At 61.3% G+C, this 25,734-nt stretch carries 26 protein-coding genes and 1 other RNA gene; 21 read left to right on the forward strand and 6 right to left on the reverse strand.

Annotated elements, in window-relative coordinates:
- Positions 1-104 precede the first annotated feature (104 nt).
- Genes LPA36_RS00525 through LPA36_RS00540 form a run of 4 tightly spaced genes read left to right on the forward strand, consistent with a single transcriptional unit; the run spans position 105 to position 3,851 of the window.
- The gene (locus LPA36_RS00525) at positions 105-1,376 is read left to right on the forward strand and encodes a glutamate-5-semialdehyde dehydrogenase (protein WP_228874179.1); all 1,272 of its coding nucleotides are present in this window, start codon (positions 105-107) and stop codon (positions 1,374-1,376) included.
- 24 nt (positions 1,377-1,400) lie between these two features.
- Positions 1,401-2,801, forward strand: coding sequence for an AAA family ATPase (locus LPA36_RS00530; RefSeq protein ID WP_228874180.1), 1,401 nt, complete (start codon positions 1,401-1,403; stop codon positions 2,799-2,801).
- 15 nt (positions 2,802-2,816) lie between these two features.
- Complete coding sequence (locus LPA36_RS00535; RefSeq protein ID WP_228874181.1) at positions 2,817-3,425, forward strand: hypothetical protein; 609 nt, start codon at positions 2,817-2,819, stop codon at positions 3,423-3,425.
- A gap of 9 nt (positions 3,426-3,434) precedes the next feature.
- On the forward strand, positions 3,435-3,851 hold the full coding sequence (locus LPA36_RS00540) for a CopD family protein (RefSeq protein WP_228874182.1): 417 nt from the start codon (positions 3,435-3,437) through the stop codon (positions 3,849-3,851).
- Here LPA36_RS00540 and LPA36_RS00545 read toward each other — a convergent pair whose 3' ends face one another.
- Positions 3,852-4,745 carry a MurR/RpiR family transcriptional regulator gene (locus tag LPA36_RS00545; protein WP_228874183.1) on the reverse strand — a complete coding sequence of 298 codons (894 nt, stop codon included), beginning with the start codon at positions 4,743-4,745 and terminating at the stop codon, positions 3,852-3,854.
- Positions 4,746-5,041: 296 nt separating this feature from the next.
- On the opposite strand from LPA36_RS00545, the gene edd reads away from it, so the two are divergent.
- The 5 genes from edd to LPA36_RS00570 all read left to right on the forward strand — a co-directional run bounded on the left by edd (position 5,042) and on the right by LPA36_RS00570 (position 9,789).
- Positions 5,042-6,904: a phosphogluconate dehydratase gene (gene edd / locus LPA36_RS00550; RefSeq protein WP_228874184.1), complete on the forward strand. Its 1,863-nt coding sequence runs from the start codon at positions 5,042-5,044 to the stop codon at positions 6,902-6,904.
- Positions 6,905-6,906: 2 nt separating this feature from the next.
- Positions 6,907-7,548, forward strand: a complete 642-nt coding sequence (gene eda / locus LPA36_RS00555) for a bifunctional 4-hydroxy-2-oxoglutarate aldolase/2-dehydro-3-deoxy-phosphogluconate aldolase (protein ID WP_228874185.1) — start codon at positions 6,907-6,909, stop codon at positions 7,546-7,548.
- Positions 7,549-7,672: 124 nt separating this feature from the next.
- Positions 7,673-7,897: a hypothetical protein gene (locus tag LPA36_RS00560; protein WP_228874186.1), complete on the forward strand. Its 225-nt coding sequence runs from the start codon at positions 7,673-7,675 to the stop codon at positions 7,895-7,897.
- A gap of 18 nt (positions 7,898-7,915) precedes the next feature.
- On the forward strand, positions 7,916-9,280 hold the full coding sequence (locus tag LPA36_RS00565; RefSeq protein ID WP_228874187.1) for a GntP family permease: 1,365 nt from the start codon (positions 7,916-7,918) through the stop codon (positions 9,278-9,280).
- A 14-nt stretch (positions 9,281-9,294) separates the two neighbouring features.
- Positions 9,295-9,789, forward strand: coding sequence for a gluconokinase (locus LPA36_RS00570; RefSeq protein ID WP_228874188.1), 495 nt, complete (start codon positions 9,295-9,297; stop codon positions 9,787-9,789).
- Between the two features lie 204 nt (positions 9,790-9,993).
- Here the strand turns inward: LPA36_RS00570 and LPA36_RS00575 are convergent, their stop codons facing one another.
- Together LPA36_RS00575 and purB are read right to left on the reverse strand one after the other, a co-directional pair.
- Positions 9,994-10,440 carry a hypothetical protein gene (locus tag LPA36_RS00575; protein WP_228874189.1) on the reverse strand — a complete coding sequence of 149 codons (447 nt, stop codon included), beginning with the start codon at positions 10,438-10,440 and terminating at the stop codon, positions 9,994-9,996.
- Positions 10,441-10,698: 258 nt separating this feature from the next.
- Positions 10,699-12,087, reverse strand: a complete 1,389-nt coding sequence (gene purB, locus LPA36_RS00580; RefSeq protein WP_228874190.1) for an adenylosuccinate lyase — start codon at positions 12,085-12,087, stop codon at positions 10,699-10,701.
- Positions 12,088-12,268: 181 nt separating this feature from the next.
- On the opposite strand from purB, the gene LPA36_RS00585 reads away from it, so the two are divergent.
- The 6 genes from LPA36_RS00585 to LPA36_RS00610 all read left to right on the forward strand — a co-directional run bounded on the left by LPA36_RS00585 (position 12,269) and on the right by LPA36_RS00610 (position 18,022).
- Positions 12,269-13,225, forward strand: a complete 957-nt coding sequence (locus LPA36_RS00585) for a LysR family transcriptional regulator (RefSeq protein ID WP_228874191.1) — start codon at positions 12,269-12,271, stop codon at positions 13,223-13,225.
- A 177-nt stretch (positions 13,226-13,402) separates the two neighbouring features.
- A complete protein-coding gene (locus LPA36_RS00590; protein WP_228874192.1) occupies positions 13,403-14,707 on the forward strand; it encodes a Glu/Leu/Phe/Val family dehydrogenase in 1,305 nt (434 codons plus the stop codon).
- 204 nt (positions 14,708-14,911) lie between these two features.
- Positions 14,912-15,805: a glutamate/aspartate ABC transporter substrate-binding protein gene (locus LPA36_RS00595; protein WP_228874193.1), complete on the forward strand. Its 894-nt coding sequence runs from the start codon at positions 14,912-14,914 to the stop codon at positions 15,803-15,805.
- 77 nt (positions 15,806-15,882) lie between these two features.
- Complete coding sequence (locus LPA36_RS00600) at positions 15,883-16,623, forward strand: amino acid ABC transporter permease (protein WP_228874194.1); 741 nt, start codon at positions 15,883-15,885, stop codon at positions 16,621-16,623.
- Positions 16,623-17,300: a glutamate/aspartate ABC transporter permease GltK gene (gene gltK, locus LPA36_RS00605; protein ID WP_228874195.1), complete on the forward strand. Its 678-nt coding sequence runs from the start codon at positions 16,623-16,625 to the stop codon at positions 17,298-17,300. Before LPA36_RS00600 ends, gltK begins: the two co-directional genes overlap by 1 nt.
- A complete protein-coding gene (locus LPA36_RS00610; protein ID WP_228874196.1) occupies positions 17,297-18,022 on the forward strand; it encodes an amino acid ABC transporter ATP-binding protein in 726 nt (241 codons plus the stop codon). The genes gltK and LPA36_RS00610 overlap by 4 nt, the downstream gene beginning before the upstream one ends.
- Before the next feature lie 103 nt (positions 18,023-18,125).
- Here the strand turns inward: LPA36_RS00610 and LPA36_RS00615 are convergent, their stop codons facing one another.
- Entirely contained in the window at positions 18,126-19,043 is a 918-nt protein-coding gene (locus tag LPA36_RS00615; protein WP_228874197.1) for a class II glutamine amidotransferase, read from the reverse strand.
- A 168-nt stretch (positions 19,044-19,211) separates the two neighbouring features.
- Between LPA36_RS00615 and pyrC the strand changes: the two genes are divergently transcribed.
- The 3 genes from pyrC to rnpB all read left to right on the forward strand — a co-directional run bounded on the left by pyrC (position 19,212) and on the right by rnpB (position 21,735).
- Positions 19,212-20,273, forward strand: a complete 1,062-nt coding sequence (pyrC, locus tag LPA36_RS00620; RefSeq protein WP_228874198.1) for a dihydroorotase — start codon at positions 19,212-19,214, stop codon at positions 20,271-20,273.
- Positions 20,274-20,505: 232 nt separating this feature from the next.
- Positions 20,506-21,282 (forward strand): DUF3025 domain-containing protein, encoded by a 777-nt coding sequence (locus LPA36_RS00625; protein WP_407674208.1) that lies wholly within the window; start codon positions 20,506-20,508, stop codon positions 21,280-21,282.
- 39 nt (positions 21,283-21,321) lie between these two features.
- An RNA gene (gene rnpB / locus LPA36_RS00630) (RNase P RNA component class A) lies at positions 21,322-21,735 on the forward strand.
- A 93-nt stretch (positions 21,736-21,828) separates the two neighbouring features.
- Here the strand turns inward: rnpB and LPA36_RS00635 are convergent.
- On the reverse strand, positions 21,829-22,251 hold the full coding sequence (locus LPA36_RS00635; protein WP_228874199.1) for an OsmC family protein: 423 nt from the start codon (positions 22,249-22,251) through the stop codon (positions 21,829-21,831).
- A gap of 637 nt (positions 22,252-22,888) precedes the next feature.
- On the opposite strand from LPA36_RS00635, the gene rplM reads away from it, so the two are divergent.
- The 3 genes from rplM to erpA all read left to right on the forward strand — a co-directional run bounded on the left by rplM (position 22,889) and on the right by erpA (position 24,322).
- The gene (rplM, locus tag LPA36_RS00640; protein ID WP_095418259.1) at positions 22,889-23,317 is read left to right on the forward strand and encodes a 50S ribosomal protein L13; all 429 of its coding nucleotides are present in this window, start codon (positions 22,889-22,891) and stop codon (positions 23,315-23,317) included.
- 11 nt (positions 23,318-23,328) lie between these two features.
- On the forward strand, positions 23,329-23,721 hold the full coding sequence (gene rpsI / locus LPA36_RS00645) for a 30S ribosomal protein S9 (RefSeq protein ID WP_090532672.1): 393 nt from the start codon (positions 23,329-23,331) through the stop codon (positions 23,719-23,721).
- A gap of 235 nt (positions 23,722-23,956) precedes the next feature.
- The gene (erpA, locus tag LPA36_RS00650; RefSeq protein ID WP_228874200.1) at positions 23,957-24,322 is read left to right on the forward strand and encodes an iron-sulfur cluster insertion protein ErpA; all 366 of its coding nucleotides are present in this window, start codon (positions 23,957-23,959) and stop codon (positions 24,320-24,322) included.
- Positions 24,323-24,432: 110 nt separating this feature from the next.
- Here the strand turns inward: erpA and LPA36_RS00655 are convergent, their stop codons facing one another.
- A complete protein-coding gene (locus LPA36_RS00655; protein WP_228874201.1) occupies positions 24,433-25,563 on the reverse strand; it encodes an anhydro-N-acetylmuramic acid kinase in 1,131 nt (376 codons plus the stop codon).
- Between the last annotated feature and the right edge of the window lie 171 nt (positions 25,564-25,734).

Consider the following 25,734-nt stretch of genomic DNA (forward strand, 5'->3'; position numbering starts at 1 on the left):
AAAGCCGCCGTCTCCGACTTACAATCGACGCATCTTTTCCGCCAATACCGCTATTCCTGTCTCAACGCCGCGCGTGAGCCAGGCGCGACATCAAGAGAAAGACGATGGACATCACCCAGTACATGACCGACCTCGGCCGCCGCGCACGCCACGCTTCGCGTGCGATGGCGCGCGCCTCGACGGCTGCGAAGAACGCCGCGCTGGAAGCGGTGGCGAACGCCATCGAGCGCGATGCGGCAACGCTGAAGGCCGCGAACGCGCGTGATGTCGCGAAGGCGCGCGAGAAAGGCCACGACGCCGCGTTTATCGACCGTCTCACGCTCTCCGACAAGGCGCTGAAGACGATGGTCGACGGCCTGCGCCAGGTCGCGGGGCTGCCGGACCCGATCGGTGAAATCAGCAATCTCAAGTTCCGTCCGAGCGGCATTCAGGTCGGCCAGATGCGCGTGCCGCTGGGTGTGATCGGCATCATCTATGAATCGCGTCCGAACGTGACGATCGACGCCGCTGCGTTGTGTCTGAAGTCCGGCAACGCCACGATCCTGCGCGGCGGCTCCGAAGCGCTCGAATGCAACACCGCGCTCGCGAAGCTGATCGGCGAAGGGCTGGAAGCCGCCGGCCTGCCGCAGGACGCGGTGCAGGTCGTAGGCACGTCGGACCGCGCGGCGGTCGGCGTGCTGATCACGATGACGGAATACGTCGACGTGATCGTGCCGCGCGGCGGCAAGAGCCTGATCGCGCGCCTGATGGAAGAAGCGCGTGTGCCGATGATCAAGCATCTGGACGGCATCTGTCATGTCTACGTCGACGACCGCGCGGATATCGCGAAAGCGCTAAGCGTTTGCGATAACGCCAAGACGCATCGCTACGGCACCTGCAACACGATGGAAACGCTCGTGGTCGCGCGCGGCATCGCGAATGAGGTGCTGCCGCCGCTCGGCAAGCTGTATCGCAGCAAGGAAGTCGAACTGCGCGTCGATCCGGAAGCGCGCGCGGTACTCGAAGTGGCGGGCGTCGGCCCGCTCGTCGACGCAACGGAAGAAGACTGGCGCACCGAATATCTCGCGCCGGTGCTGGCCATCAAGATTGTCGACGGCATCGATGCGGCCATCGAACACATCAACGAATACAGCTCGGCACACACGGATGCGATCGTCACCGAAGACCACGACCGCGCAATGCGTTTCCTGCGCGAAGTCGATTCGGCGAGCGTGATGGTCAACGCGTCAACGCGTTTCGCGGATGGCTTCGAGTTCGGCCTCGGCGCGGAAATCGGCATCTCGAACGACAAGCTGCACGCACGCGGACCGGTCGGGCTCGACGGACTGACGTCGATGAAATACGTCGTGCTTGGGCACGGAGAAGGGCGTCAGTAAACAGATATCAAAAAAGGGTTGCCGATGCTTACCAAGCTTAGGGTCAAGGGATTCAAGAGTCTTGAGGATATTACGGTTCATTTTGGTCCGTTTACGTGCATTGCGGGCGCAAACGGAGCAGGCAAGTCAAATCTGTTTGATGCGATTGTGTTCTTGAGGGATCTTGCGGATATTCCAATTATCGCGGCCGCAAACCGGATTCGCGACCGCGATGGAAAGAAGTCTGGATCCGTGGCATCCATCTTCACCCGCTTTCGTGGTGCGAGCGCCGATACGATGGAGTTGGAAGCGGAATTTCTGGTTCCAAATACGGTTGTTGACGACTTTGGGCGGCAAGGCGCACCTCGTGTAACTCATCTGCGATACCGGATTGTGCTTAAGTACGTGCTGGACGAGCAGTTTGGCAGTGAACGTATCGTTCTGATGGACGAGTCCCTCAAATACATTCCGAAGCGTGATTTTCGAAGAAACCTGTTCCCCCATAGTGATGCGTTTTGGGAGACTGTAAAAGGCGGGACTAAGACTTCCGATTTTATCTCCACTGACGTGAGCGAGTCGGAAAGCAAGCCCATCGTCAATATCCACCAGGATACGGGTAGCGGTAGGCCGGAGCGAATTCCGGCGCTCGGGATGGAGCGGACCGCACTCAGCGGGATTAATACCATTGATCGCCCCACTGCACTTGCCGCTCGCAGGGAGATGCGCTCGTGGTCGCTGCTTCAGCTGGAACCGTCAGCTTTGAGGCAGCCGGATGACTTCTCGACTCCTGCGGACATTCACGTGGCGCCGTCGGGTGCCCACATGCCGGCAACACTGAAGAACCTTGGGAGGGACGCGGAGGTAGCCAATCGACTTTCGGAGCTGATTCCAGACGTCGCTGAGTTGTCTGTTGAAGTCGACGACAAGCGTGAGTTAAAGACGTTATTTCTCACTAACCGGGATCGTATCAAATACCCCGCGAAGGCATTGTCCGATGGAACGCTGCGATTTCTCGCGCTGGCCATCATTCACGCCGACCCGCAAGCAGGTGGTCTCATTTGTCTGGAGGAGCCGGAAAACGGTATTCATCCGTCTCGCGTACGGGCCATGACCAGCTTGCTGCGCGACATGGCAGTCGATCCGCAGGAGGCTATTAGTGACAATAATCCACTGCGACAGGTCGTCATCAACACTCACTCGCCGCTTGTCGTGCAAGAGTTGAGCGCAGAAGATCTCATCGTGTGTCAGCAGTATCGCCATAAAGGAGCCGCGTTCAGCATGTTTGGTTTTTTGTCAAAGACATGGCGAACTGCCTTGCAGTCAGAGCAGCCCGCCACTTCTCTCAGCACGCTCCTGGCGTACCTGAATACGGACGAAGCGTCTCCGCAAGGCTCGCTGCCAACCGTCGGTATGCTCCTTCGAGAGCAGCTTGATCTATTTCATTGAACACAGGGAGCTTCAGTGCGTTTGATTCGTTACACGCTCCTTGCAGATGGACGTTCTGATTCGAGTCTGTTGCCTATTATTCAGTGGGTTGTTGAAGAGAATTTTCAGGATTTTGCGACGCAGTCGGCGTTTGCGCTCGACGGAATTCCGCCGCCGTCAGAGGGGCTACGTCGACGAGTCGATGCCGCGATTGCACTTTACAACTGCGATTTACTGTTCGTTCACCGTGATGCGGAGCGCGAACCTTACGCCGTCCGTCGCCGCGAGCTGGATGAAGCGCTAGTTGGACTTGGAACCAGTTGGGTGCCTGTCATTCCGGTTCGAATGACAGAAGCCTGGTTGTTGGGTGACGAGGAGGCGATTCGCCGCGCCGCGGAAAATCCGAGAGGCAGAGTTCCGTTACCACTCCCGGTGAACGCGCGATGTGAAGGCCTCCCGGATCCTAAGGAAACATTGTTCGGCCTGCTGCGCACTGCGGCCGACCGTCCCGCGCGAAGACCGATCGATGAACGTCGTTGCCGCGCGCGGGTCGCCGAATTGACTTCGAGCTTTGCGCATCTACGAGATCTCGACTCTTTCAGGCGTTTCGAACGTGACGTCGTCCACGCGCTAAACTTGATCTAAGGACCGCCGATGCTCTGGGTGAAGACGTTTCACATCGTACTGGTTGCTTCCTGGTTTGCCGGGCTGTTCTATCTGCCCCGCATCTTCGTGAATCTGGCGATGGAAACGGAACCCGCCGCAGTCAAACGGCTCCTGTTCATGGCGCGCAAGCTGTTCCGCTTCATGACGCTGATCGCCGTGCCCGCGCTCGCGTGCGGACTGTGGCTGTGGCTCGCGGTCGGCATCGGAAGCGGGCAGGGCTGGATTCACGCGAAGGTCGGCGTGGTCGTGCTGCTCATCATCTATCACGCGTATTGCGGCGTCCTGCTGCGCACGTTCGAGCGCGGCCAGAACAGGCGCTCGGACAGGTGGTACCGGATGTTCAACGAACTCCCGGTCCTCGGCATGCTCGCCGCTGTCGCGCTCGTCGTGATCAAACCGTTCTGATCAGCGCTTCGCCGTGGCCGGTGTATTCGCCGCGGGCTTGTCGGCGCTCGTGGCGGCGTCTTCGATCCGGCGGCGCCGCAATATGTCTTTCGCCTCGGCGAGCTTGCCGAGCAGTTCCGGCCCAAGCCTGAGGGCCACACCCACCGCCAGAATGTCGCCGATCGCGAGATGCGAGACGCGCGACGTCATCGGCGAAAAAATATCCGTGTCTTCATCGACGTTTGCATAGAGCCCGATCGTGGCAAGCCGCGCAAGCGGCGAGTTGCCGTGCGTGATCGCGATCACCTTTGCGCCGGCGGCCAGCGCCGATCGCGCCGCGTCGACGATGTCGCGCGTGCGGCCCGTATTCGAAATCGCGACCACGACGTCGCCCTTGCCCAGCAGCGCAGCCGACATCAGGAACGTATGCGGATCCGAATAGGCAACGCTCGGCACGCCGAGGCGGAAGAACTTGTGCTGCACGTCGAGCGCCGCGATGCCCGAGCCGCCCGCGCCGTAGAACTCGATGCGCCGCGCTTCGGCTAAAAGGGCGATCGCCGAGGCAACGCTGTCCGACGACAGGTTGTTGCGCACCTGGATCAGCGCGCCGATCGTCCGGTCGAGCACCTTGGCGGCGACGCCCGGCGCCGGTTCGTCCGCGCGCACGTCGCGGTAGACCGCGGGCACTTCGGCCGCAATGCCCTGCGCGAGGCGGATCTTGAATTCCCGGAAACCCGAAAAACCGAGCGCGTGACAGAAGCGCGCGATCGTCGGCTGGCTCACGCCCGCGCGCGCGGCGACTTCCGTCATCGACAGATCGAGCACCTCGCGCGGCGCCTCGATCACGTAGTCGGCCAGCTTGCGCTCGGACGGGCGCAGCTGGTCCCGCATTGCCTCCACCTGGGACAGCATCATCGGAAAACTCGCACTATGCTGAAGAATGCGTGGACTATAGCCGATCACATCGAGATGTACAAAAACTACATATCGGACTGTAGGTGTAATCCCTGGGTTTATTGTGATTTTGTCTTAAGCGCCGTATGGAAAGGCTTTCAGCGCGATCGCGGTGTGTCGAGACGGGCGTCGTCAGAACGTTGCGGTTGTGTAGTTTTTCTACTAACATCACGTGGTCGGCTGCGAAAGCCGTCCCCCCGCGATATCAATCTGGCGCCGCGTACTAGTCCCGCGCAGCCAGCGACGAAGGAGCTTCGATGGTTTCCCCGCATCCGCAATTGACGAAGGTCACGCAGCGCGTGATCGAACGCAGCAAGCCCAGCCGCGATGCCTATCTGGCGCGCATCGACCGCGCGCAGGGCAAGTTTCCGGCGCGCGGCGCGCTGTCGTGCGCAAACCTCGCTCACGGCTTCGCCGGCCTCGAAGGCAAGGAAAAGCTCGCGATCAAGACGATCCGCGAACCGAACATCGGCATCGTTTCGTCGTACAACGAGATGCTGTCGGCGCATGCGCCGTACAAGAATTTCCCCGACATCATCAAGGTGGCCGCGCGCGAAAACGGCGGCGTGGCGCAGTTCGCGGGCGGCGTGCCGGCCATGTGCGATGGCGTGACGCAAGGCAACGCGGGCATGGAACTGTCGCTCTTCTCGCGCGAAGTGATCGCGATGAGCACGGCCGTCGCGCTTACGCACAACATGTTCGACGCGGCGCTCTGTCTTGGCGTGTGCGACAAGATCGTGCCGGGCCTCCTGATCGGTGCACTCCAGTTCGGCCATCTGCCGACAATCTTCGTGCCGGCCGGCCCGATGACGAGCGGCCTCTCCAACGACGACAAGGCGAAGATCCGCCAGCAGTTCGCATGCGGCGAAGTCGGCCGCGATGCGCTGCTCGAGGCGGAAGCGCAGGCGTATCACAGCCACGGCACGTGCACGTTCTACGGCACGGCGAACAGCAACCAGATGTTGATGGAAGTGATGGGCCTGCATCTGCCGGGTTCGGCGTTCGTCCATCCGCACACGCCGCTGCGCGACGCGCTGACCGCGCAGGCCGCGCGCCGCGTGCTCGATCTTACGGCTGAGCGTGGCAACTACACGCCGATCGGCCATGTGATCGACGAGAAGGCGATCGTCAACGGCATCGTCGGTCTGCTGGCCACGGGCGGTTCGACCAACCATACGCTGCATCTGGTCGCGATCGCGCGTGCTGCGGGCATCGTGATCGACTGGGACGACTTCGACACGCTGTCGCAGGCTGTGCCGCTCCTCGCCAAGGTCTATCCGAACGGCAAGGCCGACGTGAACCACTTCCACGCGGCGGGCGGCATGGCGTTTCTGATCCGCAACCTGCTCGAAGACGGCTTGATGCATGAAGACGTCAATACGGTTGCCGGTCGCGGCCTGTCGCATTACACCGAAGAGCCGAAGCTGATCGACGGCAAGCTGACGTGGGCGCCGGGCGCTGCCGAAAGCCATGACACCAAGGTGCTGCGCAGCATCAAGGAGCCGTTCCAGCCGGATGGCGGCCTGCGTCTGATGCAGGGCAAGCTCGGCCGCGGTGTCATCAAGATTTCGGCCGTCGCAGCGCAGCATCGCAAGGTGAAGGCGCCGGCCATCGTGTTCGATTCGCAGGAAGCCGTGCAGGAAGCGTTCGACAAAGGCGAGTTGAAGCGCGATTTCGTGGCTGTCGTGCGCTTCCAGGGCGCGCGGGCAAACGGCATGCCCGAACTGCATCGTTTGACGCCGCTGCTCGGCGTGTTGCAGGATCAGGGTTTCCACGTCGCGCTCGTCACCGACGGACGGATGTCCGGCGCGTCGGGCAAGGTGCCGGCGGTGATCCACATTTCGCCGGAAGCGCTGCTTCAAGGGCCGATCGGCAAGGTGCAGACGGGCGACACGATCGTCATCGATGCAGAAGCGGGCGTGCTCGACGTCGAGATCGATGCGGCCACCTGGGCGGCGCGCGAAGTCGCCCTGCCGGCGCATCAGGCGGAAAACGAAGTCGGCTTTGGCCGCGAACTGTTCGGTGTCTTCCGGGCTTCGGCGGCGCCGGCGGAGCATGGCGCATCGGTATTCGGCCCGATGGTCGGCGAAATCCACGCATTGCAGAAACAGGGAGCATGAACATGACGCAAAAGACAGTGAGCGAAATCGTCCGCCTGGGTCCGGTCATTCCGGTTCTGGCGTTCGACTCGGTCGAACAGGGCGAGAACGTGTCGCGTGCGCTGCATGCGGGCGGCGTCAAGGTGCTCGAAATCACGCTGCGCACGGACGCCGGCCTGAAAGCGATCGAGCGCGCGAGCCAGCTGGCCGAGGACATCGTCGTCGGCGTGGGCACGATTACGCGGCCGGAACAATGCGCGCAGGCGAAAAAAGCCGGTGCGACGTTCGGCGTCTCGCCGGGTCTCACGAAAGCAATGCACCAGGCCGCGCAGGACGCCGGTTTGCCGTTGCTGCCGGGCGTGATGACCCCGACGGACATCATCGCCGCGCTGGAACTCGGCTATGAAATCGTCAAGTTCTTCCCGGCGCAACAGGCCGGGGGCGTGCCGATGCTGCAGGCGTTCAGCGGTCCGTTCCCGACACTGAAGTTCTGCCCGACCGGTGGCATCACCGCGGAAACCGCGACGCATTTCCTGTCGCTGCCGAACGTGGTGTGCGTCGGCGGTTCGTGGCTCACGCCGAAGTCGGCACTCGCCGCGCAAAACTGGGACGAAGTCACGCGCCTCGCGCGTGCGGCAAGCCAGCTGGCGGCGCCGTCGCACTGAGTCTCGTTGGCGGGTGGCCGCGCAGTGCTGCGTCGGGCATTGGGTATCACGTGTCCAGCCGGATAGCCTGATTCACGCCGCAGTGCACAAAAGCCTGCGCTGAACGTGCGATGCGGATGCACGCATGGGTTTTGCCAAAGAAGCCTCGTTGAAACGGTCTGGTGGCCGCGACAAGGAGGCTTCTTTTTTATCCTCAGAATTTCCTGTCGCGCGCGTCATCTACTACAGTCCATTACAGATAACCTCAACTGACAGTAGAATTCAGCGTCCGCGCGGATTGCCGGCCCGACCGGCGCTGCGTCTGGCTATCAACCCGGGTGCCAGCGGCATGATGCATCCATACGAATAAACAACAGGGAGGAGCTTCATGGAAGCTGTTCATGGCAGCATGCTGCTGATTTACGCGCTCATCGCGATTGCGGTACTGATCCTGATGATCACGCGTTTCAAGGTCTATCCGTTTCTCGTCCTGATCATCGTTTCCCTGCTGCTTGGCCTCGCGGTCGGCATGCCGATGAGTACGATCGTCAAGTCGTTCGAGACCGGTAACGGCAACACGCTCGGTCACATCGCGATTGTCGTCGGCCTTGGCACGATGCTCGGCAAGATGATGGCTGAGTCGGGCGGCGCGGAACGCATCGCGACTACGCTGATCGACAAGTTCGGTGAGAAGAACATTCACTGGGCAATGATGGTCGTCGCGATCATCGTCGGCTTGCCGGTGTTCTTCGAAGTCGGCTTCGTGCTGCTGATTCCGATTGCGTTCAACGTCGCGAAGCGCACGGGCAAATCGCTGCTGCTGATCGGCCTGCCGATGGTTGCCGGTCTGTCGGTAGTACACGGTCTGATTCCGCCGCACCCGGCCGCACTGCTCGCCGTGCAGGCGTATCACGCCGACATCGGCAAGACGATTGCATATGGTCTGATCGTTGGCGTGCCGACGGCGATCGTCGCGGGTCCGTTGTTCGCGCTTCTGATTCACAAATACATCAAGCTGCCGGAAAACAATCCGCTGGCCGCGCAGTTCGTCCACGCCGCTGACAAGGATGAGAAAAAGCGTGACCTGCCGGGCTTCGGCATCACGCTCTTCACGATCCTGCTGCCGGTGATCCTGATGCTGATCGGCAGCTGGGCCGATCTCGTGTTCGCGCCGAAGACCGTGCCGAACGACCTGCTGCGTTTTGTCGGCACGTCGGACGTCGCGCTGCTGATTTCGGTGCTCGTCAGCTTCTGGACGTTCGGTGCGAAGCGAGGCTTCAACCGTGAGCAGATCCAGAAGTTCTGCGGCGACTGTCTGGCGCCGATCGCCGGTATCACGCTGATCGTCGGTGCGGGTGGTGGCTTTGGCCGTGTGCTGATGGATAGCGGCATCTCGAAGCAGATCGTCGAGACGGCGACATCGGCACATTTGTCGCCCTTGCTGCTTGGCTGGTTTGTCGCGGCGCTGATCCGTCTCGCGACGGGTTCGGCAACCGTTGCGATGACGACCGCCTGCGGCATCGTCGCGCCGATCGCGGCGGCGGGCGCCGTGCAGGTCCGGCCCGAACTCCTGGTGCTGGCGACAGGTTCCGGGTCGCTGATCTTTTCGCACGTGAATGACGGCGGCTTCTGGCTCGTGAAGGAATATTTCGGCATGACGGTGGGCCAGACGTTCAAGACGTGGTCGCTGTGCGAAACCATCATTTCGCTGATGGGTCTTGGTTTGACGTTCGCGCTGGCGGCGGTACTGTAAGTAAGGAGTTTTCGATGATTCTGATAGCGATGGGTGTGTCGGGCGCGGGCAAGACGCGCATCGGCGAGCTGCTCGCCGAGCGCCTGCACTGCGACTTCACGGATGGCGACGCGTTTCACAGCGAAGCCAACAAGGAGAAGATGCATCACGGCATCCCGTTGACGGACGAAGACCGCTGGCCGTGGTTGCGCACGATCCGCGAGGCGATCGAGAAAGAGCAGCGTGCGGGCGTGGATGCGGTGTTCACGTGCTCGTCGCTGAAGCGCTCGTATCGCGACATCCTGCGTGCGGGTGACAAGGATGTGTGCTTCGTCTATCTGAAGGGCTCGCGCGAAGTGCTGGAGGAGCGGTTGCAGACGCGAACCGGGCACTTCTTCGATCCATCGCTGTTACAGAGTCAGCTCGATACGCTTGAAGAACCCGCTGCGGAAGAGGCGATCACGGTGAGTATCGAACTCACGCCGGAACAGATCGTCGATGAGGTGCTGAAGCAGGTTGAGGCGCGCTGATTTTTGGGCGTGTATGTGGATGTGAAAAAGGTGCTCCGTGTGAGCGCCTTTTTCGTCAGTCAGCCGAATCCGCAAACAGCAGGACGATAACCGGTTCGCCGGCCAGGCCTCTCCTCGACTCTTTGAATCGATGCATGTGCTGTCCAAAACGAGCCAGTTGTCGCCATTATTCGCACTCCGCAACCGCGTCGTTTCCGATGCGGTTCAATCCCCGACAGGAAAGAGTGGTGCATCAGATGCGTGGTACACAGCACGCAGGTCGGCACCGCCGATACGTCTTCCGCGCTCCATGATCATGAGACTGCTGCCAGCCTTCGGGTACGACTGAAGTGGCTCGCCGTCCAGCCGGTCGACGCTAAAACTGTCGAGCATATTTCCCGCTGGTGTTTTGCTCGCTAGCGCGTACACCAGTACCGCGACGCCTTCGTCGATTGCAATCAGTTCGCGTTGAAGCGTGAACGATTCAAACCGCATTCGCGGCATTTTCGGTCCCTCATCGAATGTGAGGGAGTATGGCGAAAAGTATTCACTCACGCTCGAAGTATCCAGTCCGGCAATCCACTGCGATATGACATCGCCGTAAACCGGTTCATTGACAAACAGCAGGAACTCCAGAAGCTCAAGTTCGTGGGAAAAAAGCGGTCGTTGCATTCAGCGTCCTGTCGCAGCCGTAACCCGCAACCATATCGACGATGCAAAAGCATAAAAATCCGAAAAGTCCGAGATAGCTGGACTTCAGCCGAAAATTCTATGACCGCGACGGCAGGCGATCGTATTACGCTTCCAGCGAGCCGGCATATCGCGTGCGGTGCGAACACGCAAACGCGTAAGTAGATGCACGAAACGACAGACAAAAAAAGGCGCTCCGTGGAGCGCCTTCCGATGCATCTTAACCAGCGAACAGCAGACTTACTTAATCCGCTTCGCCAGCTCAACCGCCTTGCCGACATACGAAGCCGGCGTCATCGCGAGCAGACGTTGCTTCGCGTCGGCGGGAATATTCAGGCCGCCGATGAACGTCTGCAGCCCTTCGCGCGTGATGCCCTTGCCGCGCGTCAGTTCCTTCAGCTGTTCGTACGGATTCTCGATGCCGTAACGGCGCATCACGGTTTGTACCGGCTCAGCCAGCACTTCCCAGCAGTTATCCAGGTCTTCGTTCAGACGCGCCGCGTTCACTTCGAGCTTGTCGAGGCCGCGAATCAGCGAGTCATACGCGAGCAGCGAATAACCAAACGCGACGCCGATATTGCGCAGCACCGTCGAATCGGTCAGGTCACGTTGCCAGCGCGAAACCGGCAGCTTGTCGGCCAGATGGCGCAGCGTCGCATTCGCGAGACCCAGGTTGCCTTCCGAATTTTCGAAGTCGATCGGGTTGACCTTGTGCGGCATCGTCGACGAACCGATTTCGCCGGCCTTCAGACGCTGCTTGAAGTAACCCAGCGAGATGTAGCCCCACACGTCGCGGTCGAGGTCGAGCAGGATGATGTTCGCGCGCGAGACAGCATCGAACAGTTCGGCCATGTAGTCGTGCGGCTCGATCTGGATCGTGTACGGATTGAACGTGAGCTTCAGACGCTGTTCGACCACTTCACGCGAGAACGCTTCCCAGTCGAACTCCGGATACGCCGACAGGTGCGCATTGAAGTTGCCGACCGCGCCGTTCATCTTGCCGAGCAGTTCGACCTTCGCGACGCGCTCGATCGCGCGTTCGAGACGCGCGGCGACATTGGCGATTTCCTTGCCGAGCGTCGTCGGGCTGGCCGGCTGTCCGTGCGTGCGCGAGAGCATCGGCTGTTCCGCCTGAGCGTGCGCGAGCGTAACAAGGCGCTGGTGCACCGAGCGCAGTGCCGGCAGGATCACGTGCTCACGTGCGCCCGCGAGCATCAGCCCGTGCGACGTGTTGTTGATGTCTTCCGACGTGCACGCGAAGTGAATGAACTCGCTTGCGCGTTCCAGTTCCGCCTGGCCCTTCACCGATTCCTTCAGCCAGTATTCGACCGCCTTCACGTCGTGGTTCGTCACGCGCTCGATTTCCTTGATGCGCGCGGCGTCGTGCGCGGTGAAGTGCTCGACGAGCTGCAGCAGGAACTGCTCCGACGCTTCGGAGAAACGCGGCACTTCAGCGAAACCGGCGCGCGACAGCGCGATCAGCCAGTGAATTTCCACCGTCACGCGATTGCGCATGAACGCGGCTTCCGAGAGCCAGTCGCGCAGGGCTTCGGTTTTCGCGGCGTAGCGGCCGTCGAGCGGTGAGAGCGCGTTCAGCGCGAAGAGGGTGTCGGGACGGGTATCGGACATGATGGAGGCGGGGACGGAAGGTGAGGAACAGAATCGGGGAGAACCCGGAATTTTACCACTGGCGGCCGCGGGAGCCCGCTGCGTGCCCGCAGACCCGCATGAAGGAGCCGCCGAAGCAGCCGCAGCGGTGCGCCGCTAGAATGCTGACTTCTCCATATGCTGCACGGCGACCAGGGTCCGCATGGAACTGAAATGGCTCGAAGACTTCGTTTCGCTCGCGGAAACCCGCAGCTTCAGCCGTTCGGCTGAGTTGAGGCATGTGACGCAGCCCGCGTTCTCGCGCCGCATCCAGGCGCTCGAAGCGTGGCTTGGCACGGAACTGATCGACCGTTCGGTTTACCCGACGCGTCTCACATCCGCAGGCCAGGTGTTCTACGAGCAGGCGCTCGCGATGCTTTCGCAGTTTCACGAAGCCCGTACGCTGCTGCGCGGCCACACCGCAACGCCCGCCGCGACGATCGAATTCGCGGTGCCGCACACGCTGTCGCTGACGTATTTTCCGCGCTGGCTGCAGCGTATCGAGGCGCAACTCGGTCCGATCCATACGCGCTTGCGCGCGCTCAATGTGCATGACGCCGTGCTTTCGCTCGTCGAAGGGGGCTGCGATCTCGTGATGGGCTATCACCATCCGAGCCATCCGGTCGCGCTCGATCCTGCGCGCTACGACATGCTGACGTTAGGCGTCGAGTCGATCAGCCCGTTCTCGGCGCCGCTGCGCGCGGGCCGGCCGCGTCACACGCTGCCTGGCACGCCGGAGGCCCCCGCGCCGTATCTGTCGTACACGCCGAACGCCTATCTTGGCCGCATGACGGAGGTGATCGTCGCCAATGCGCCGACGCGCCTGCATCTCGATCGCGTGTACGAAACCGACATGGCCGAAGGGCTGAAGGCGATGACGCTCGCCGGCCACGGCCTCGCGTTCCTGCCGCACAGCGCCGTCGAGGACGCAGTGGCCGACGGCAGCCTGATTCGCCTCGATCGCGCGTCGCGCGGGGTCGCGGAAGGCCAGTTCACGCTGACGATGGAAATTCGCCTCTATCGTGACAAGCTCGCGGCACAGGGCGACGACCCCCGGCAGGTGCTGGTGCGCCAGCTTTGGGATGTGGTGACGGCAGAACTCGCGCAGGACGCCGCATGACGTTTGCGTGACACGATCCTGAGCACGATTGAACGATCGATACCCACAGCAAATGCGACAGTCTTTTTCGAATAATTGACGTTATGCAAGAAAAACATAACGCAATGATCAAACGGCATTGGATTTCGTGAAGCCCTTTTTCGACAATGCACTCATTTGATCGACGCCGGAGCGTTCATGTCATCCCAAGTGCAGTCCGCATCAACCTCGCAGTCCATCCCGTCCTACCTTCACAGCGACGACCTCGGCCCCTGGGGCAACTATCTTCGTCAGGTCGACCGCGTCGCGCCTTACCTCGGTTCCCTGTCGCGCTGGCTCGAAACGCTGAAGCGCCCGAAGCGCATTCTGATCGTCGATGTGCCTATCGAACTCGATAACGGCACGGTCGCGCACTTCGAAGGCTATCGCGTACAGCACAACGTGTCGCGCGGTCCGGGCAAGGGCGGCGTGCGTTATCACCAGGACGTGACGCTTTCGGAAGTGATGGCGCTCTCAGCGTGGATGTCGGTCAAGAACGCGGCCGTCAACGTGCCGTACGGCGGCGCGAAGGGCGGTATCCGCGTCGATCCGCGCACGCTGTCGCGTGGTGAGCTGGAGCGCATGACGCGCCGCTACACAAGCGAAATCGGCATCATCATCGGACCGAATACCGACATTCCCGCGCCGGACGTGAACACGAACGAGCAGATCATGGCGTGGATGATGGACACGTATTCGATGAACCAGGGGCAAACGGCGACGGGCGTCGTGACCGGCAAGCCGATCACGCTCGGCGGCTCGCTCGGCCGTCGAGAGGCCACGGGCCGCGGCGTCTTTGTCGTCGGTTGCGAGGCCGCCCGCCGTATCGGCTTCGATATCGAAGGCGCGCGTATCGCGGTGCAGGGCTTCGGCAACGTCGGCGGCATTGCCGCGCGTCTTTTCCAGGAAGCCGGCGCGAAGGTCGTCGCCGTGCAGGATCACACCAGCACGCTGTACAAATCCACCGGTATCGACGCCGGCGCATTGCTGGAACACGTGGCGAAGACGGGCGGCGTGGGCGGTTTCCCGGAAGCCGACACCATTGCGAACGAGGACTTCTGGACGGTCGAATCGGACATCCTGATCCCGGCCGCGCTGGAAAACCAGATCACCGAAAAGAACGCCGGCAAAATCCGCACGAAGATCATCGTGGAAGGCGCGAACGGCCCGACCACCACGGCTGCGGACGACATCCTGCACGACAGGGGCATCCTCGTGATTCCGGACGTCGTAGCCAACGCGGGCGGCGTGACGGTGTCATACTTCGAATGGGTACAGGATTTCTCGAGCTTCTTCTGGACGGAAGACGAGATCAACCAGCGCCTCGAACGCGTAATGCGCGAAGCTTTTGCAGCGGTCTGGCAGGTGTCGAGCGAACAGAGTGTGTCGGTGCGTACGGCTGCCTTTATCGTTGCCTGTAAGCGCATCCTTCAGGCGCGTGAAATGCGCGGCCTGTACCCCTGATGAGTGTGGGTTAAAGCGCGGCTTGCGCCGCGCGTCCGCCAGGGAACGGGCGGCATCGATTCGATGCTGCCCGCTTTCGCATCTGTGCGGTGTGGACGGTTGTCGGGTTGATGCACCGCGCAAGCCGGAACATGGTTAACAACCATTACTTTCAGAATAATTACTTTGCTAAACTGGCGCCGGTACTTGAAAGGAGATCACAAAATGAAGTTTAAAAACGCTGCGCTGCTTCTCGCCACTCTGGGTCTGTTCACCGTTGGCGCGCATGCGCAGGACGCTGGCACACTAAAGAAAATCAAGGATACGGGCGTGATTTCGCTGGGTCATCGCGAATCGTCGATTCCGTTTTCCTACTACGATGACAAGCAGAATGTCGTCGGTTACTCGCAGGAATTCGCCCTGAAGGTCGTGGACGCGGTCAAGCAGAAGCTGAACATGCCGGACCTGAAGGTCAAGCTCACGCCGGTTACGTCGCAAAACCGAATTCCGCTCGTGCAGAACGGCACGATCGACCTGGAATGCGGCTCGACTACAAACAACGCTGAGCGCCAGCAGCAGGTCGCCTTCTCGAACACGATTTTCGTGATCGGCACGCGCCTGATGACGAAGAAAGATTCGGGCATCAAGGACTGGGCTGACCTGAAGGGCAAGACGGTCGTCACGACGGCCGGCACGACGTCCGAGCGCCTGCTTCGCAAGATGAACCAGGACAAGAGCATGGGCATGAACATCATCAGCGCGAAGGATCACGGCGAGTCGTTCCTGACACTGTCGACCGGCCGCGCTGTCGCATTCATGATGGACGACGCGCTGCTCGCAGGCGAGCGCGCGAAGTCGAACACGCCGAACGATTTCGTGATCGTTGCTGCACCGCAATCGCACGAAGCGTACGGCTGCATGCTGCGCAAGAACGATCCGGAGTTCAAGAAGGTCGTCGACGACGCGATCGCGAAGGTCGAAACCTCGGGCGACGCCGACAAGATCTACAAGAAGTGGTTTGAATCGCCGATCCCGCCGAAGGGCCTGAACCTGGCCTTTCCGGAAAGCGACGACATCAAGGCGCTCTTCAAGAGCCCGAACGACAAGGCAATCGACTAACCGTCGCAGGTTTCTGCGTCTGACGAAACGGAAGGGGCCACGCGCTTCTTCCGTTTCTTTTTGCTGGAGTCTTCCTCATGTCTTATCACTGGAACTGGGGCATTCTGCTAAGTCCGGTATCGACGGGCGAGCCGACCACCTATCTGGGCTGGCTGCTGTCCGGCTTCTGGGTGACGATCACGGTGTCGCTGTCGGCGTGGGTCATTGCGCTGATCGTCGGATCGTTCTTCGGTGTGCTGCGTACGGTGCCGAACAGACTGCTCGCCGGTATCGGCACAGTGTATGTCGCGATTTTTCGGAACATTCCGCTGATCGTCCAGTTTTTCATCTGGTATCTCGTGATACCCGAGCTGCTGCCGGTCTCGATCGGCACGTGGTACAAGCAGCTGCCGCCGGGTGCGCAGTTCTTCTCGTCGTCCATTTTGTGTCTCGGGTTGTTCACCGCCGCACGCGTGTGCGAGCAGGTACGCTCGGGCATCAACGCGCTGCCGCGCGGCCAGCGCGCAGCGGGTCTCGCGATGGGCTTCACGCAATGGCAGACATACCGCTACGTGCTGCTGCCGGTCGCATACCGGATCATCGTGCCGCCGATCACGTCGGAGTTCCTGAACATCTTCAAGAACTCGGCAGTGGCGTCCACGATCGGGCTGCTCGATCTGTCGGCGCAGGCGCGACAGCTCGTCGATTACACGGCACAGACGTATGAGTCGTTCATCGCGGTCACGCTCGCGTACGTGCTGATCAACCTGGTTGTCATGCAGCTGATGCGCGTAATCGAGCGCAGAACGCGGCTACCTGGCTACATCGGAGGCAAGTGATGCATCATTTCGACTGGAGTGGTATTCCGGGCGCACTGCCTACGTTGTGGACCGGCGCCATCGTCACGTTCAAGATCACGCTGATCGCGATCGTCATCGGCATTGTGTGGGGCACCGTGCTCGCCATGATGCGGCTTTCGTCGTTCAAGCCGTTCGAGTGGTTCGCGAAAGGTTACGTCACCGTTTTCCGTTCGATTCCGCTCGTGATGGTGCTGCTGTGGTTCTTCCTGATCGTGCCGCAGTTGCTGCAGAACGTGCTTGGCCTTTCGGCCGATATCGACATCCGTCTTGCATCGGCGATGGTCGCGTTTTCGCTTTTTGAAGCGGCGTACTATTCAGAGATCATACGCGCCGGCATTCAGGCGGTGGCGCGTGGCCAGATCAACGCGGCGTTCGCGCTCGGTATGACGTACGGCACGGCGATGCGGCTCATCGTGCTGCCGCAGGCGTTCCGCGCGATGGTGCCGCTGCTGCTGACGCAGGCCATCGTGCTGTTCCAGGATACGTCGCTCGTGTACGTGATCAGTCTCGCGGATTTCTTCCGCACGGCAACGAATATTGGCGATCGCGACGGCACCAACGTCGAGATGGTACTGTTCGCCGGCGCATGCTATTTCGTGATTTGCGTGCTCGCGTCGAGCCTTGTCAAAGGTCTTCAGAAAAAGGTCGCAAGATGATCTCTATCAAGAATGTTTCGAAGTGGTACGGCCAGTTCCAGGTGCTGACCGACTGCACGACGGAAGTGAAAAAGGGCGAAGTGGTGGTCGTGTGCGGCCCGTCGGGTTCGGGCAAGTCGACGCTCATCAAAACCGTGAACGGCCTCGAGCCGTTCCAGAAAGGTGAGATCGTCATCAACGGCCAGTCACTTGGCGACAAGAAGACGAACCTGTCGAAGCTGCGCGCAAAAGTCGGCATGGTGTTCCAGCACTTCGAACTGTTCCCGCATCTGTCGATCACCGAGAATCTGACGCTGGCGCAGATCAAGGTGCTCGGCCGTTCGAAAGATGAAGCGAACGCGAAGGGCCTGAAGCTGCTGGATCGCGTGGGCCTGCGTGCGCATGCCGACAAATATCCGGGGCAACTGTCTGGCGGTCAGCAGCAACGGGTGGCGATTGCCCGTGCGCTTTCGATGGATCCGATCGCGATGCTGTTCGACGAACCCACTTCCGCGCTCGATCCGGAAATGATCAACGAAGTGCTCGACGTGATGGTCGAGCTCGCGCAGGAAGGCATGACGATGATGTGCGTGACGCACGAAATGGGCTTTGCGAAGAAGGTCGCGCACCGCGTGATCTTCATGGATCGCGGCCTGATCGTCGAAGACGATCGCAAGGAAGAGTTCTTCGCGAATCCGAAGTCGGATCGCGCGAAAGATTTTCTGGCGAAGATCCTGCACTGAGTGTCCGGCGCCGGTTGTTCCAGGTGCAAAAAAAGCCGCTTCGAAAGAAGCGGCTTTTTTATTGATCGCGGGCGTTGCTAAGCGCGATGGAGTCGCGCGCGACTCAGGATTCGAACGCGGCGGCGTCGTCGGATTCGAGATCGAGCGTTTCGGCTGTCTGCTCGTGGGCGACCGGCATCGGCACCGAAGCCGATGGGTCGCTCGCGGGATTGCGCAGCTTTTCGAGCACGACGGGCGGCACCGGCACGTTCGTGCGCGCGACCACTTCGCCATGCTGGAACATCAGCAGATCGCCGGGTTCGAACGCGGTCCACACTTCGTTGTCGGTGAGCGGTTGCGTTGCGATCACCGCGACGCGATCTTCCGGCGTCGTGTACTTGGCGAAGTCGATCGATACGTCGGCGTCGACCAGATGCGCCGTCGAAAACGGCCAGCGTCGCACGAGGTAGTAGAGACGCGTCGAGCAGTGTGCGAAGAGCGCCTGTCCGTTCGACATCAGGAAGTTGAACACGCCGGCCTGCGTGATCTCGCGCGTCAGTTTTTCGAGTGCCGCGAACAGTTCGTCGAGCCCTGGCTGCGAGCCGGGAAATTCCTTGCGCAGACCTTGCAGCAGCGCGCAGAACGCGAGTTCGCTGTCGGTGGTGCCAACCGGCTGATAGACGCCGGTCAGGAACGGGTTGTAGTCCTGCAGATCGCCGTTGTGCGCGAAGATCCAGTGCCGTCCCCACAGTTCACGCATGAACGGGTGGCAGTTTTCGAGCTGGATATGACCTTGCGTTGCCTTGCGGATGTGCGCGATCGTGTTCTTCGACTTGATCGGATAGCGCTTGACCATCTCGGCAATCGGCGACGTGGCCGACGACTGGTGATCGATGAAGAGCCGGCACGCCTTGTCTTCGAAGAAGGCGATGCCCCAGCCGTCCGCATGGTGATCGGTGACGCCGCCGCGCGCTGCAAAGCCGGTGAACGAAAACGTGACGTCCGTCGGCGCGGCGCAGTTCATTCCGAGTAATTGGCACATGTTGCGAAAGCCGCGGGTGAACGGGGTGAGCCGTTACAATGATGACTTTCCAAGCATATCACCGAGCCAGAAGCGGCAAATAGTGAAATTGACGGGTGTTCAGGCCGCAATGTTGCGGTTTGCCGACGTCGATTGCACTGTTTCGCGACGCTCGTCACCTCTTTCGCCATGACAGCCTCCAACGTTACCCCCGCTTCCCTGACGATCGCCCGCCCGGACGACTGGCACCTTCACGTGCGCGACGGCGCGATGCTCGCAGCCGTGCTGCCGCACACCGCGCGCCAGTTCGGCCGCGCGATCATCATGCCGAACCTGAAGCCGCCGGTCACGACCACCGCGCAGGCTGCAGCGTATCGCGAGCGCATCGTGGCCGCGATTCCCGCAGGCGTGACGTTCGAACCGCTGATGACGCTGTATCTCACCGACAACACGCCGCCCGACGAAATCCGCCGCGCGCGCGAAAGTGGTTTCGTGCATGGCGTAAAGCTCTATCCGGCGGGCGCAACGACGAACTCGGACGCGGGCGTCACCGACATCATGAAGTGCGCGAAAACGCTCGAAGTCATGCAGGAAACGGGCATGCCGCTGCTGGTGCACGGCGAGGTGACGGATGCGTCGATCGATCTGTTCGATCGCGAGAAGGTGTTCATCGATCGCGTGATGACGCCGCTGCGTCGCGCGTTTCCGGCGCTGAAGGTGGTGTTCGAGCACATCACGACGAAAGACGCCGTCGACTACATCCGCGATGCCGGCGCCGCACCCGACCTGCTCGGCGCGACAATCACGGCGCACCATCTGCTGTACAACCGCAACGCGATCTTTCAGGGCGGTATCCGTCCGCATTACTACTGCCTGCCGGTGTTAAAGCGCGAGACGCATCGCGTCGCGCTCGTCGAGGCCGCGACTTCGGGCAATCCGCGCTTCTTCCTCGGCACGGATAGCGCGCCGCATCCGAAGGGGCTGAAGGAACATGCGTGCGGTTGTGCGGGCTGCTACACGGCGCTTCACGCGCTGGAGCTGTATACCGAGGCGTTCGATAACGCCGGCGCGCTCGATCGCCTCGAAGATTTCGCGAGCTTCTTTGGCGCGGACTTTTACGGTCTGCCGCGAAGCGCCGAAACGGTGACGCTAAAGCGCGAGCAGTGGACGCTGCCGGCTGAAGTCGTCGCGGGCGATACACCGGTCGTGCCGCTGCGTGGCGGCGAATCGATCGGCTGGCGTCTCGCCTGAGCGTCGCGCTGGCGGTGCGGGAGCAGGGCGGGTGAGCTCGGGGCGAGGTGAGTCGGATGTGACGCGCGCGGACGCCGTCTGGCGTTCGGCCGCGCTGGGTCCGGCGTGTACTACGGCACTCACGACCCACGCGGCGAACGAGGTTGTGCCAGCGGTGAACGCCGTATCCGACGTGACATTGCCTGACCATCTTCTGAATGCGGACTCAACGTTCCCGCGGATCGACTGGCGCATGCCGTGGTTCGCGCAATTCGTCGCGCGTGGCGAGCGTTGGCAGCAGGCCGCGCTAGTCGGCGAACGCGCGCTGCTCGCCGCGATGAATGCGGATGCCAGCAGCACACAACAGACGACCGGCCGCGGCCAGCCGCTTGCCTTCATCGCGCAGGACGATCTGCCGGCCGGCGCTGCATATGAAGCGCATATCGCGTCCACCGGCGGGGTGCCGACCCGGCACAATCTTCACGACTTCTTCAACGCGCTCATCTGGTTCCAGTTTCCGCGGATCAAGGCGACGCTGAACGCGAAGCAATCGGCCGCGATCGACGTGCTCGGCGTCGGCCCGACGCGCGGCGGCACGCGCGACGCGCTGACGCTCTTCGACGAAAACGCAGTGCTGTTTGCGTGCACCGATCCATCGCTCGGCACAGCGTTACGCGCGTTTGACTGGCGCACGCTGTTCGTCGCGGATCGCGCGGCGTGGGGCTCAAGGTGCGAGGTGCGATGCTTTGGTCACGCGCTGCTCGAGAAGCTGGTTGCACCCTATAAGGCGTGCACGGCCCATGCATGGATCGTCGACGTACCGGCCGACTGGTTCGCATGGACCGTCGCCGCGCGCGACGCGTGGCTGGACGGCGCCGTGAGCGAGGCGCTTTCGGCGGCGGGCGAACTGAACGGACGCGTATTCGCGCCGCTTCCGGTGCTGGGCATTCCAGGCTGGTGGCCGGCAAACGAAACCCCCACGTTCTACGACGACACCGCTGTGTTTCGATCCGGCCGTCGCGCCCGATAAACGGGCGTCCTGCCGCACGATGTTAGAATCGGCGCCAGCAAAGCAGGCCAGGCAGTCGCGGCCTCCGCGGTTTCGACCAGAGAGGGCGAGGAAAGTCCGGACTCCACAGGGCAGGGTGATGGCTAACGGCCATCCGTGGTGACACGCGGAACAGGGCAACAGAGAACAGACCGCCGATGGCCCGGCGCAAGCCGGGATCAGGTAAGGGTGAAACGGTGCGGTAAGAGCGCACCGCGGCTGTGGCGACACAGACCGGCACGGTAACCTCCACCCGGAGCAATTCCAAGTAGGCAGGCGCGCATCTTCGAGATGCAGGATGGGGCCCCCGTCTCGTCTGCGGGTAGGAAGCTTGAGCGCGTCAGCAATGGCGCGTCTAGAGGAATGGCTGCCACGCGCATTGCGTCTTCGGGCGCCGTGCGTGCACAGAATCCGGCTTATCGGCCTGCTTTGCGACCTGAACAAAAAATGCCGGCGTCGAGTGATCGACGCCGGCATTTTGCTTTTGCGGCACGCGTGGTACGTGCGGCTGACTGCGTTGAATCCGGATCAGCTCGCGACGATATCGAACGAATGCGTCAACTCGGCCGATCGGGCGAGCATGATCGACGCCGAGCAATACTTGTCGTGCGACAGGTTGATGGCACGTTCCACGGTCGCTGGATTCAGGTTCTTGCCCGTCACGGTGAAGTGGAAGTGGATCTTCGTGAACACCTTCGGGTCTTCGCTGGCGCGCTCCGCCTTCAGCGTGACCGAGCAACCGGCGATTTCCTGACGGCTCTTCTTCAGGATCATCACGACGTCGTACGCCGTGCAGCCGCCCGTGCCGAGCAGCACCATTTCCATCGGACGCGGCGCCAGATTACGTCCACCGCCCTCCGGTGCGCCGTCCATCATGGCCAGATGGCCGCTACCCGTTTCGGCCGCAAAAGCCATCCCGTCCTGCCCCATCCAGCTTACTTTGCATTCCATACCCGTGCTCCAGCGCGTTCCGCTTGAATTCAAGATGGGCATTGTAGCCCGTCGGTTCAAGGGATGTTGGCGCCTGTCGGTGCCGCCGGACGGCGGCGCAAACGCCTTGCATGTTGCGGTGCGCCATGGCACACCGCTTCGGGATGCCCCGATCAAGTTAGGGGTTTTACTCTAGACGCCGCACGACGTGGATGTTCTGCTGTGCCGACGAGCGCCGATTATCAAGGGTTTATACCTATTAAGGCGAGTGATGTTGTCGTTTTACATCATGAAAACAGATTTCACAATGCAAATATTCTTGCGTCGCACAAGGTCGACTTATATAATCTGTTCCATTGGTTGTCGCAGTCCGGCAATCTCCGCTGTCTCCTCCACCTCCTCCTTTGGTGGATTAAGCCCGAGCCAAATGTTCGGGCTTTTTTTCGCCTGTCTCTTGCGTGTTCATTCCCTGTTTGGGGCGCGCGCTTCTGATTTTTGCCGCAATCTTTGACGCGGCGTACCAATTTCCTTTATAATTCAGGGCTTTTCCGCATCCGCGCCCGCGGAGGAAGAACCAGGGAGAGCCTGCACGCGCCTCGATGCGCACACTACAAGCAGGAAAAAATACATTGGGCGCAGCAATTTTTTTGGATCGATCATGAAGACGTTTTCCGCAAAAGCCCATGAGGTTACGCGTGAATGGTACGTGATTGACGCGACGGATAAGGTTCTCGGGCGTGTCGCCAGCGAAGTGGCACACCGTCTTCGCGGCAAGCACAAGCCTGAATTCACTCCGCACGTCGACACCGGTGATTTCATCATCGTTATCAACGCCGGCAAGCTTCGCGTCACGGGCAACAAGGCTACTGACAAGAAGTACTACCGTCACTCGGGTTACCCGGGCGGTATCTATGAAACGACGTTCGGCAAGATGCAGGAACGCTTCCCGGGCCGCGCGCTCGAGAAAGCGGTCAAAGGCATGCTGCCGAAGGGCCCGCTCGGCTACGCGATGATCAAGAAGCTGAAGGTCTACGCTGACGCAACGCATCCGCATTCGGCACAACAGCCGAAAGCGCTCGAGATCTAAGGGGAGCCCACATGATCGGTAACTGGAATTACGGTACGGGCCGCCGCAAGAGCGCCGTTGCACGTGTCTTCATCAAGGCAGGCAAGGGCGACATCATTGTGAACGGCAAGCCCATCGCCGATTACTTCTCGCGCGAAACGTCGCTGATGATCGTGCGCCAGCCGCTCGAACTGACGAGCCACGCCACCACGTTCGACATCAAGGTCAACGTGTCGGGCGGCGGTGAAACGGGTCAGGCCGGTGCAGTTCGCCACGGCATCACCCGCGCGCTGATGGACTACGACGCAACGCTGAAGCCGGCTCTGTCGAGCGCTGGCTTCGTGACGCGTGATGCACGTGAAGTCGAACGTAAGAAGGTCGGCTTCCACAAGGCACGCCGCAGGAAGCAATTCTCGAAGCGTTAATCGCTTTGGGTCAGGTTCGCCCTCGGGCGAATCTGCTGCAAAAAAGCCGCTTTCGCGTATGCGTCGGCGGCTTTTTTCATGGGTTTGAGGTGCGTAAGCGGGCGTTCTGCAATCCGCCTGTTGCGAAGCCGGCGCGACGAATACCCCTACACGAAGCCCTTGATTTCACAGGGCTTCAGCACGATATCGAGATCGGCCCTACAATAGCGGCTAGAAGCTTATTTGGAGAGTTCGAATGAACGCAGTCACCGACACCCCCGTGACCGAGATGCCCAGCCCCTTCGTTTTCACCGACGCAGCGGCTGACAAGGTCAAGCAGCTGATCGACGAAGAAGGCAACCCGGAGCTGAAGCTGCGCGTATTCGTGCAGGGTGGCGGCTGCTCGGGCTTTCAGTATGGCTTTACGTTCGACGAAGCCGTCAACGAAGACGACACCGTGATGAACAAGAGCGGCGTCCAGCTGCTGATCGACTCGATGAGCTACCAGTACCTGGTGGGCGCCGAGATCGATTACAAGGACGACATCAACGGCGCGCAGTTCGTGATCAAGAATCCGAACGCGTCGACGACCTGCGGTTGCGGCTCGTCGTTCTCGGTCTGATAGCCGATCGGCGTTACGCCGGAGATGGACAAAAAACGGGGCTGAAAAGCTCCGTTTTTTGTTGCCTTTCAGTTTTTCAGTTTTTCAGCCAAACGCGGCGCGCAGGCCGCTCAACGCGGATAGATTGCCCCGAGCACACGCTCGCTGGCTGCTCCCGTGACGGCCGGCAGGTTGCCCGGTTCGCGCGCGATACACCGCATCGCGAGCCACGCGAACGCCAGCGGTTCCACCTGGTTGGGCGGCACACCGAGCGCCTCGGTGGTCATCACCGGTACGCCGCTCACACCGCTTTCCTCCAGCGCCGTCTGCAGGGCCTTCAGCAGCTCAGGATTGCGCGCTCCACCGCCACATACATAAACCGCCCGGCTATCGGACGCATGGCGTTCGATTTCGCGCGCAATCGTGATTGCGGTGAGCGCAGTGAGCGTCGCCTGCACGTCGGCCGGCGCCACGTCGGCGAAGGGCGCGAGCTTCGCGTCCATCCATTCGGCGTTGAACAGGTCGCGTCCGGTGCTCTTCGGCGGTTGCTGTTCGAAGAACGGCTCATTGAGCAGCGCATTGAGGAGGGGCCGATGCACCTGGCCGCTGGCGGCGAACGCGCCGCCTTCGTCGAACGGCTTGCCGAGATGACGGTGCGCCCATTCGTCGAGCAACGCGTTCGCTGGCCCGCAATCGAAGCCGCGTACGCCGCCTGCCGCGCCAAGAATCGTGATGTTGCTGATGCCGCCGAGATTACAGACGACGCGCGTCTCGCCTTTCTTGCCGAATACCGTGGCGTGGAATGCCGGCACGAGCGGTGCGCCCTGGCCGCCGGCGGCGACGTCGCGCGAACGGAAATCGGCAACCACGTCCACATGCGTCATTTCCGCGAGCAGCGACGGGTTGTTGATCTGGCGCGTGTAGCCTTTTTCCGGGCGATGCCGCACCGTTTGACCATGCACACCGACCGCGCGGATCTGGCTGGCCGACAGGTTGCCGCAGCGCATCAGCTCGTGGCAGCACACCATGTAGCGCGTGGCGAGCGCGTTGGCGGCCAGCGCTTCGCGCTCGATTTCGTTTTCGCCGGGTTGTTGCAGGGCGAAGAGCGCGTCGCGCAAGCCTTCCGAAAAGCCGACGAACGCTTCGGCCTTGACCACGGGCGGCTTGCCCTCGGTGAATTCGACCGCGACGCCATCAACGCCATCCATGCTCGTGCCGGACATCAATCCGATATACACGCCATCCGCCGTGCCTCGCGCCACCTTGTGCTCCTTGCCGTTTATTGCGAACTGTTTTGACAGATTAACAGCGCAACGGGCCGCGAGGAAAGGCGCGTGTGTCGCGAAAGATCGGCCGTGGCGGGCGAATCACGTAAAATCCGGTGTCCGTCCCGGCGCCGGCCGCCCGCGCCAACTATGGGACAATCTCCTTTT

It is taken from the genome of Paraburkholderia saeva (assembly GCF_907164555.1).
In the GTDB taxonomy this organism is placed as follows: domain Bacteria; phylum Pseudomonadota; class Gammaproteobacteria; order Burkholderiales; family Burkholderiaceae; genus Paraburkholderia; species Paraburkholderia saeva.